The following is a 9,097-nucleotide window of genomic DNA, read 5'->3' as shown; positions in this document are numbered from 1 at the left end:
TTTTGTTTTTGTTGCCAAAAACGAATTGACTGTGCGTTATTATTTTCACTTTTAAAAAAAGTGAAATCAAAACAGCTCAAGGCTGAATCTTTTAATAACATATGGTCACTCAGTTTCAATTGAGACTCTAATTTGTTTGCCTCGCTACCTAAGTAGCTTGGCTGTTAGAACTCAATCTGTACGAGTGCCCACACAGATGATTGCTTTATATTGTTAAAGAACGTTTTGATTCGCTTTAGCGTCTCAAGGGATGCGAATAATACACCCTTTATTTTTCGAGTCAACACTTAGTTTTAAACTTTCTTTCGACAATTTAAAACCGAAGTTTTATTTAACTCTCTGATTTGTTCGTGCCTCGCTATGCGTTGGCGTTTCCCGTCTCAGTGGGGTCGCATTATAGGGAGCGGCGGATTTTACGCAAGCGTTTTTTGTATAAAATAGTAATTAAAATTAAGCCCCAAGCAAGCACACATGATAAGCACAAGTTACCCACAAAAACCTGTTGATAACTCTTGTTTTTACATAGCTAAACCATACTAAAGCTTTTAATTAAAACCCTAAAAATACAAAAAGCACCCTATATAGGTGCTTCTCAAAAGTAATAGTTATTAGAATCTAGGGTCTGTTTATCTTTCAAGGTTAAATTTGCAGCAGCCTGTTTGGTATTCAGGCAAGGCATAGCCTATGTAGTGTGGTTACTCCCCATAAATAGGCGATAACGTAGCATTAATGCCAAACAGGCGCTGCCCAAAGGGTTCTTCCTAGAGGCTATTTACTCTTTGTTACTCGGTTTTTACTTATTCTTACATGGATGTAAGCCAGTAGGGTAACGCAGGAGCAGTTACCGAGCCCACTAGGTTACAAATCTCGCGCCGCGATTAAACACCCCCTAGTTTGAACAAATTTTAATCCGCAAAGAGCAACAGACCCTAGTATAAAATACTATATAACTTGCGACGATACTTTGCTGCGAGCGCATCACCATCGGGTAAAGAGGCAATAATGGCTAAAAAGCTTGGTTTCGCTTCATTGAAATTCAGATCTTTTTGAAGCACTGTAAATAGTATATCCAATGCTTCTTCTTTTCTGCCTGCTTCATTGAGTAAAATACTGAGCTCTTCTTTTAATTCTAGGTCATTAGGGTACTTTTCTACTTGTTGTTGCTTTTCTTTAATCTCTGGTGAGTCTTTTGCTTCAAGCGCAGCTTCGCATTTTGCTTTTATATTATTAAAGTAAGCATCTTGCTCTTGTGCGTCTATTGTATTTATAAGCGCTTGGGCTTCATCTACCTTGTGAATTTGAATACATATGTCTGCAAGCACTAATTTGATGCGTGCATTACCACTGTCTATTTCATAAGCTTGCTTTGCATAATTAAATGCAGCATTTAAATCTGACTTTAATAACGCTTGTTTTGCTTGCTCTAACAGTAAGTCTTGTTGCGCAGGTAAATGCTTTGCTAGGGCTTCGCGTATTTGTGCCTCACTTTGAACACCTGCAAGTAAATCTACTGGTGCAGAGTCTTTTAATAATACAAGCGTAGGCAGTGTTTGCAGACCAACTTGTTGCGCAAGTTGAGATGCGAGTGCTTGCTCTGCATCGCAATCTAGGTTTGCTACTACTATATAGCTTGCATATTCTGCCGCTACTTTATCTAAAATTGCAGCCTGTCCGATGCAGTCAGGACTTTGAGGAGAGAAAAAGTTAAGCAACACCAATTTTTGTTGTGATGTTTCACCGAGTACTTGTTGAAGGTTTTGCGCATTAATACTAACTATGTTGCTCATTGAATTGATTGCCATATTCATCTATTTAGGTTTTTATATGGTGGTGAACATAATAATTACAAGTCATATACCTAAATCATCCGGTATACATATTCAACAATGAGGGAAAACATGAAATTAACTTATCTAAGTGCAATACTTTTATTAGCAAGCCCATTAGTACAAGCAAATGGACTCGATTTGAATTTAAGCAAAACCATGCCAGCTATAGAAAAGTTTTACCTCGATTTACACCAATCGCCAGAGCTTTCTTATCACGAACAAAAAACGGGTAATAAAATAGCGGATAAATTAACTCAGCTGGGTTTTAAAGTAACAAGTAATGTAGGTGGCTTTGGTGTTGTCGGCATTTACAAAAACGGAAACGGTCCAACCGTGATGATCCGTACTGACACCGATGGCTTACCTATTATAGAGCAGACAGGAAAGTCCTATGCCTCAAAAGTTAAAGTAATAGACGAGCATGGTGCTAAAGTAGGTGTAATGCACGGTTGTGGCCACGATATTCACATGAGCTCTTTTATTGGTACTGCTGAGCAATTAATAGTACACAAAGATCAATGGAAAGGCACTTTGATGATGGTTGCACAGCCTGCCGAAGAAGTTGGTGGGGGTGCTAAAGCCATGTTAGGCGAAGGACTATTTAGTAAATATGAAAAACCTGATCATATAATTGCTTTGCATGTAAGTGCTAGCGTCCCCGCTGGTAAGGTATCAATGAAAAATGAATACACTATGGCAAGTGTAGATTCTGTCGATATTACAATAAAAGGTAAAGGTGGTCATGGTGCTTATCCGCATACAACTATAGACCCTGTGATTATAGCTGCACGCACAGTACTTGCTCTGCAAACAATCACAAGCCGAGAACTTTCACCGCTAGAGCCTTCGGTTATTACGGTTGGGTCTATTCATGGTGGCTCAAAACATAATGTGATTTCGGATGAAGTAAAACTACAACTCACTCTCAGAAGCTATAACCCAAATGTTAGAAGTGCTCAAATAGCAGCAATAAAACGAATCACGGCAGGTATTGCACAAAGTGCTGGCCTAAATGAATCAAACTACCCTGTAGTATATGTACATGAAGATGAATCTATTCCATCTACTTATAATAACCCTGCACAAACAGACATTGTTAGAAACTCTATTGCCAGCGCAATTGGTGATACCAATGTGCTTGAAACACAAGCTGTAATGGCGGGTGAAGACTTTGGCCTATACGGACGCACCGATGAAAACATCCCTATTACCTTATTTTGGCTAGGTGGCGTAAACCAAGCACAATATGCAGATTCGATAAAAACAGGTGAAGTACTCCCTTCCCTACACTCTAGTAAATTTGCACCAGATTATAAAGTTGCTATCCCTACCGGAATAAAAGCAATGAGTAATGCTGCTGTTGCTTTATTTAATAAGTAACCTGAATTCTGGATAATAAATCTATCTCAAGCAGAGTTCAGGTTAAGTGATATCGTTTAATAAAATGGCTCTGTAGCTAACTAGCAACAGAGCTTTTTTTATAACTCGACTTTTTAAAGGTCGCTTTTCCACCTCGTTTAGCAAAACGTTTTTTAGGTGAGCTTTTTGGTAACCTTGCAAATGCATTGCTATCGCAGTTTGCTGCTAATTGTACAAACCCATTTAAGTCGGCAAGTAACGGCTGTAAAAATTGCTGATAACTCATTACTTGCTGCGCAATATCACCTAAGCTCGATTCCCACTTTGCGGTTAAATCAGGACTCGCTAAACCTTGTGGTAATACGCTAATAAGGGCAAGTCCCGTTTCGGTCGCTCTAATTGACTTACCTTCACGTTTTAAAAAACGCCGCTTGAATAGCAACTCGATTATTCCCGCACGTGTTGCCTCCGTACCTAAACCATCAGTGTCTTTTAATACTTTTTTAATTTGTGGATCTTTAACGTAACGACTAATGCCGGTCATCGCAGCCAATAATGTAGCATCAGTAAAATAAGCTGGGGGTGATGTATGCTTTTCGACTACTTCGCCTTGCTCACAAAAAAGAGACATACCTTCTGTTAAAGGAGGTAACGTAGCTTCATCTTTTAATTCAGACTTACCCATTAATACCTTAAAGCCTAAGCTTACATCTTGTTTTGCATTTGCTTTAAATAATCCGCCAGCGATTGTTATCTCTGCTTTAGTTTCGTTATATATATAGTCGGGATAAAACTGAATTAGATAATGGCGGCTTATTAATTGATATACCTTCGCTTCGTCACCGCTCAAACTCGCTGACTTTAACTGCTTAGCCGTAGGGACAATGGCATGATGGGCAGCCACTTTTGAACCGTTAAAACATTTACTACGCTTTTTTACATCAGCCCCATTTACCAATTCGGTGCTTTGCCCACCATTAGCACTTATAGCTTTAAAAATAGCAGATGCATCTTGATGGTGATCTTTAGGTAAATAACGATTATCCGAGCGTGGGTAGGTAATTAATTTATGTCGCTCATAAAGTATTTGGCAAATATCCAACACTTTTTGAGCCGGCATTCCAAATGCTTTAGCCGCATCTATTTGCAGTGCAGATAAATTATAAGGTAATGGAGCACTTTGTTTTTTTTGTTTTTGCTCAAGCGCTGTAAGCTCAGCATTTTGTTTGGTAATACGCGAAGCAACATTTTCTGCGAGTGCTTTGTTAAGTATTCGCCCTTCTTCATCTTGATGTGGCTCACATGCTTTACTAGGAACCCACTTAGCTATGAATGGCTGGTTATCTGGAGTAAGTAAATGCGCCAGTACATCGTAAAAAGGCTTAGATACAAAGTGTGCTATTTCGTTATCTCTATTAACAACAAGCCCTAAAATAGGGGTTTGTACCCGTCCTACCGAAAGTACATTACCAAATCCTGCTTTTTGACCCGCTAATGTATATGCACGCGTTAAATTCATACCAAATAGCCAATCAGCACGAGAGCGTGCTAAAGCAGATACACTTAACGGAATAAAGTCTCGATTAGAGCGCATATTACTCAATGATTTTTTTACTGCCGATAAGTTTAAATCACTAATGAGTAAACGTTGTGTACTCTGCTTTTTAGCCTGACTTATTTTAGCTTCTTCAATTACTTGATCGACTAATAGCTGGCCTTCACGGTCTGGATCGCCAGCGTGAATAAGTTGCGAAGCTTGTTTAATTAATTTTTTTAAAACAGTGAGCTGTTTACGTGTTTTGGTTTTAGCTTTTAGCTTCCATTGCTCAGGTATTATAGGCAAGTGTTCAAACTGCCACTTTTTAAAACGCTCATCATAGTCATCAGGTTCTGCTTGTTCTAGCAAATGCCCAATACACCACGATACACAATCGCCATTAGCGACTTCTATATAACCATCGTGTTTTTTATGTGGTTTTGGTAACGCATCAGCAATAGCGCGTCCAAGTGAAGGTTTTTCTGCAATGTAGAGTTTCATAGCTTGCTCACCACTGTTCATATAAACAGTAGTTTAGCACAACTATTTTAAAGGAGGGGCTTTTTTATAACCATTACTGGTTACAACTTTATTATTTTTGATCACTAAATAAATCAGCGGAAGATAGCACACCACTACAGTGCCTATATTAATTAAAGGTAAAAGCGTTTTATAGATCAGCGTACTATAAGATAAATCCCAAAGGTGGCGATCAACAACACGAAAAAGTTGTAAAATTGGTGCCATAATAACAACTAACTGACCTACCACACATTGCCATAAATAAACTTTATCTTTTAAACCTAGATATGCAATAAGTGCCATCCAAGCAATGTCATTAAACGCCCAAACAAGATACCTATATATATAAATATCTTTATCAAACTCTTTTAAAGAATCGAATATAAGTGCACCAAATAAAAAAAATGCTCCTGTTATACATACAAACCGTAATGCCAAAAAATCTTTACGTAAATAGAAAATAAAAATAGCCGGGATTAAAAATAAAACCCAGCTAAGTTCAAGAAAAAAGATTACTTTATCAACCCATAAAGGCATGGTTATTCTTTAGTCTTATCATCGTCTCCACCAGTTCCGTTGCCCGGCATATAACAATATTTATTTATTATTTTCATAAGTACTCCATTACAATTGTTAAGGAGTTTTACTTTAAGCTAAAAAATAAGCTTTGCCAAGCAGTACTACCTTACGTCGATAGGAGCTGACTCTTTTGCTTTACCTTGTAATATAGATATTTCTACTCGGCGATTCCTGCGGCGATCTTCATCTGTGTCATTCGGTACAAGTGGTCGTGTTTCAGCTCGACCAACCACCATCATTCGGGTTTTATCAAATCCTTGGACTTTTTGCAGTTCACTTGCAACGGCTACAGCACGCTTTGATGATAGGTCCCAATTATTAATATATAACTCATTCGATACCTGAAAATCATCTGTATGGCCAGATACTGTTATTTCACCGGGTACATCTTTTAACAGCACACCGATATCTTGAATTATAGGTTTAAACTTAGGTTGTAAAAATGCACTACCTGAAGGAAATGAACCATTCTCTCTAATGCGAATAATTATTTGCTGCCCTAAAGACTCAAGCTCAATTGCGCCATCGATTATTTGCTTTTCAAGCTGCTGCGCTATCTTTTTAACAAGCTCGTTAGTTTGCTCCTGATCGGCTGCTGAAGTTGCTTGCTCAGAAGATTCTTCTTGTGAGGTACTACGAGATTCACCACCGCGTTTATCCCCGCGCTGTTCTTGCCTGCCGCCTGCTGAACTTTCATCGCCAGCCTGAAACTCTAACATTTGTTGAGTCATTTCGACTGTTTGCTGCTGAATGGTTTCTATTGGGGTTGGCTCTGGTTTGCCTGGGGTAAACTCCATGGCAATAACAGAGGTACCTTTAGGGATGTCTTTTACTTCAATTTTATTCTGCACACCAAAAGCAAACTTCATAGAGCCCGCAATTTGTTTAAACTTAAGTACATCCATTTCTGAAAACGCGAGCAAGAGTACAAAAAAGCACATTAACAGTGACATTAAATCGGCAAACGTTCCCATCCATGCAGGTAGACCTGGTGGTGGGCATTTACACTCTTGATCAGACATAGTTACTCCTCGGTATCTACTTTGCGTTTAGATTCAGCTAAGTAATTTTTCAAAATACCTTCGATTACTTTTGGATTCTGACCATCTTGTATACCTAAAATAGCATCCAAAATTAAACGCTGATTCATAGCTTCCTCGTCTTTACGCAGTTCGAGTTTTACCTGAATAGGAATTGCCACAACATTGGCTAAAAACGCGCCATATAAAGTTGTTAATAGTGCTACTGCCATTGCCGGACCAATTGCCTTTGGGTCATCCATGTTAGACAACATTGCAACCAAACCAATTAGAGTACCAATCATACCCATTGCAGGCCCTATATCAGCTAACGACTTAAATAAACCCGCGCCCAATTCATGGCGAGTCGTGGTTAGAGAAATATCTTTTTGAAGTGTAGCGCGAACTACATCTGCGTCGTGGCCATCAACGAGCATATCGACGCCTTTGCGCATAAAGGGGTTTGGAATTTCAGCTTCTTCGAGTGCTAAAAAACCGCCTTTACGAGCTGAATCCGCAAGTTCTACTGCTTTTTCGATAAGTATTTCTGGCGTTTCGATTTTAAACATAAACGCTTTGGCAACAACTTTACCTATCCCCAAAAATTGCGACATGGTGAAGTTTGATAAAACAATAAAGAGTGAACCACCAAATACAATAACCACAGACGGGGTATTGTAAAACATAGCCATTTCACCGCTACTACTCATAAACATAGACATGACAATTAAGCCAATTGCGCCTAGGATCCCGATTATGGTTGCTAAATCCACATTTCCTCCAGAAGTTTCATGCTTAATGGCCTTATCATAAACTTTTATTATTAACTGCTTATCGGCAACATATTGAATTGCTTAAGCCATTTTTATAAATAAACATAAAAAGCAGCCTTTAGCACTATCTTAGATCAAGTTATAAGGGCTACCTAATTATCAATTGATTTATTAAACCAACAGACCGCTATTAAGGCTTTATTAATGCACTTGAAATATAATTTAACGTTATAAAGGTAAAAAACCAATATCATCCTTTGACCTAGTTTAGCATTCCCCCTAAAATTGACCCCTAAATTTATTATGTAAGCTGAAATAAAGATGGCGACTAAAAAACCTGAAAACTTAAGTTTCGAACAAGCACTAGAAGAATTATCTACAATCGTTAGTGACATGGAACAAGGTGACTTATCGCTTGAGCAATCGTTAAAGCAATTTGAGCGTGGAATTGCATTAGCAAGTGCTTCATCAGGGAAATTACAGCAAGCAGAACAAAAAGTATCAATTTTGATGGGGAATGGCGAAAAGTCAGTACTTACAAATTTTGATAATGATATGGAATAGCTGTGAGCATAAAAAATCATATTGAACGTGCTCAAAAAGATGTAGTAGCGACCTTACAACAGCATTTTAACCAGCCTCTCGATACAGAAGAAACGGTAAAGAACGCCACCCAGTATGGATTATTTAATGGCGGTAAAAGATTACGTCCATTTTTAGTTTATGCCACAGGTAAAATGCTCGGCGCAAACCATCAAGACTTAAACGTACTTGCTGCTGCAATTGAGTGTATTCATAGCTATTCGTTAGTCCATGATGACTTACCAGCAATGGACGACGACGACTTACGCCGCGGACGCCCTACTTGTCATATAGAGTTTGGCGAGGCAAATGCAATTTTAGCCGGTGATGCTCTTCAAACTCTTGCTTTTGAGCTTATTGCGAATCACAAATTTGAATGCTCATCGCAAACACAAGTAAAAATGATTGCTACACTTGCCCACGCATCAGGCCTTCAGGGTATGGTTGGCGGACAAGGCCTTGATATAGCAGCAACTGATAAAGTGATTACCGTACAAGAGCTTGAGCGAATACATAAGCTAAAAACCGGGGCTCTAATTAATTGCGCAATTACACTTGGTGCACTGTGCAGTGAAAAGGCTGATCAACAAACCTTAGAAAATTTAAGTGTTTTTGGGTATGCTATAGGGCTAGCATTTCAAGTACACGACGACATTTTAGATGTTGAAGGCGATACAGTTATTTTAGGAAAGCCACAAGGCTCCGATATTGCCGCGAATAAAGCGACATATCCGGCGTTATTAGGTATGCTAGGCGCTAAAGAAAAGGCGCAAAATTTAATACAACAAGCCCATGAAGCGTTAGCAAATATAGATGCTGACACAACACTTCTTGCGTCGCTAGCAAATTACCTAATTGAGCGTGACCACTAATTTTTGCTCATACGTATTGCAATTA

The 9,097-nt window shown here is 38.7% G+C and carries 8 protein-coding genes; 3 read left to right on the top strand and 5 right to left on the bottom strand.

Features of this window, described 5'->3' with window-relative positions:
* Positions 1-929: 929 nt before the first annotated feature.
* Positions 930-1,787: a tetratricopeptide repeat protein gene (locus L659_RS0104835; protein ID WP_024589769.1), complete on the bottom strand. Its 858-nt coding sequence runs from the start codon at positions 1,785-1,787 to the stop codon at positions 930-932.
* Between the two features lie 111 nt (positions 1,788-1,898).
* Between L659_RS0104835 and L659_RS0104830 the strand changes: the two genes are divergently transcribed.
* Positions 1,899-3,209: a M20 metallopeptidase family protein gene (locus L659_RS0104830; RefSeq protein ID WP_024589768.1), complete on the top strand. Its 1,311-nt coding sequence runs from the start codon at positions 1,899-1,901 to the stop codon at positions 3,207-3,209.
* 76 nt (positions 3,210-3,285) lie between these two features.
* On the opposite strand, the gene L659_RS0104825 is transcribed toward L659_RS0104830, so the two are convergent.
* The 4 genes from L659_RS0104825 to pomA form a co-directional block, all read right to left on the bottom strand.
* Positions 3,286-5,226, bottom strand: a complete 1,941-nt coding sequence (locus L659_RS0104825; protein ID WP_024589767.1) for a DNA topoisomerase III — start codon at positions 5,224-5,226, stop codon at positions 3,286-3,288.
* Between the two features lie 42 nt (positions 5,227-5,268).
* Entirely contained in the window at positions 5,269-5,784 is a 516-nt protein-coding gene (locus L659_RS0104820; RefSeq protein WP_024589766.1) for a hypothetical protein, read from the bottom strand.
* 143 nt (positions 5,785-5,927) lie between these two features.
* The gene (locus L659_RS0104815; protein WP_007587113.1) at positions 5,928-6,848 is read right to left on the bottom strand and encodes a flagellar motor protein MotB; all 921 of its coding nucleotides are present in this window, start codon (positions 6,846-6,848) and stop codon (positions 5,928-5,930) included.
* 2 nt (positions 6,849-6,850) lie between these two features.
* Positions 6,851-7,618, bottom strand: coding sequence for a flagellar motor protein PomA (gene pomA, locus L659_RS0104810; protein WP_007587114.1), 768 nt, complete (start codon positions 7,616-7,618; stop codon positions 6,851-6,853).
* A gap of 321 nt (positions 7,619-7,939) precedes the next feature.
* On the opposite strand from pomA, the gene L659_RS0104805 reads away from it, so the two are divergent.
* Entirely contained in the window at positions 7,940-8,182 is a 243-nt protein-coding gene (locus tag L659_RS0104805) for an exodeoxyribonuclease VII small subunit (RefSeq protein ID WP_002961738.1), read from the top strand.
* Positions 8,183-8,184: 2 nt separating this feature from the next.
* Positions 8,185-9,072 (top strand): (2E,6E)-farnesyl diphosphate synthase, encoded by an 888-nt coding sequence (gene ispA, locus L659_RS0104800; protein WP_007587115.1) that lies wholly within the window; start codon positions 8,185-8,187, stop codon positions 9,070-9,072.
* The last annotated feature ends 25 nt before the right edge of the window (positions 9,073-9,097 follow it).

It is taken from the genome of Pseudoalteromonas sp. S8-8 (assembly GCF_000497875.1).
GTDB lineage: Bacteria > Pseudomonadota > Gammaproteobacteria > Enterobacterales > Alteromonadaceae > Pseudoalteromonas > Pseudoalteromonas arctica.
This window is presented reverse-complemented; position numbering and strand designations above follow the sequence as displayed.

Coding starts and splice junctions, on each gene's coding strand:
- L659_RS0104835 (WP_024589769.1), bottom strand. CDS start 1,787: ATGAGCAACATAGTTAGTATTAATGCGCAAAACCTTCAACAAGTACTC.
- L659_RS0104825 (WP_024589767.1), bottom strand. CDS start 5,226: ATGAAACTCTACATTGCAGAAAAACCTTCACTTGGACGCGCTATTGCT.
- L659_RS0104820 (WP_024589766.1), bottom strand. CDS start 5,784: ATGCCTTTATGGGTTGATAAAGTAATCTTTTTTCTTGAACTTAGCTGG.
- L659_RS0104805 (WP_002961738.1), top strand. CDS start 7,940: ATGGCGACTAAAAAACCTGAAAACTTAAGTTTCGAACAAGCACTAGAA.
- L659_RS0104815 (WP_007587113.1), bottom strand. CDS start 6,848: ATGTCTGATCAAGAGTGTAAATGCCCACCACCAGGTCTACCTGCATGG.
- L659_RS0104830 (WP_024589768.1), top strand. CDS start 1,899: ATGAAATTAACTTATCTAAGTGCAATACTTTTATTAGCAAGCCCATTA.